At 82.5% G+C, this 422-nt stretch carries 1 protein-coding gene; it reads left to right on the top strand.

The features are described from left to right. Positions 1 to 422 (top strand): hypothetical protein (locus ACYVM4_RS06790; RefSeq protein WP_460668035.1); only part of this gene is annotated, 422 nt, incomplete at both ends.

Below are 422 nucleotides of genomic sequence, written 5' to 3' on the forward strand. Positions count from 1 at the left end.
CCTGCGCGAGCTCCCGGCACCGCCCCCGACGCCCTCGCCCGGCGCGGCCGCCGCTCCCGCCGCCGGGAGCGCCACGACGGTCGACCCCGTCGTCGCCGGACTCCAGGAGGCCCTGCTGCGCGACGTCGGCCACGGCTCGGCGCAGCACGGACGGACGGCGGTCGGCGCGAGCGCCGACGGGCTGGACCGGCTGGCCCCCGGCCACCGCCTCTCGCTGGCCTCCCGCGGGGTGCGCGTGCTGGGGCGGGCCCTGGCGGGCACCCCGGACCTGCCCCGCCCCGTCTGGGAGGTCGTGCTGCTGGTGCTCCAGCCCGTGCTCGTGCTCGTGCCCGCGGTGGTGGCCCCCGTGCGCGCCGCCCTGGTCGCCGTCGCACTGGCGGCCGGGCTGTGGTCGGCCGCGGGCCCGGTCGCCGGGGACGGCG

The organism is Kocuria himachalensis (assembly GCF_054784195.1).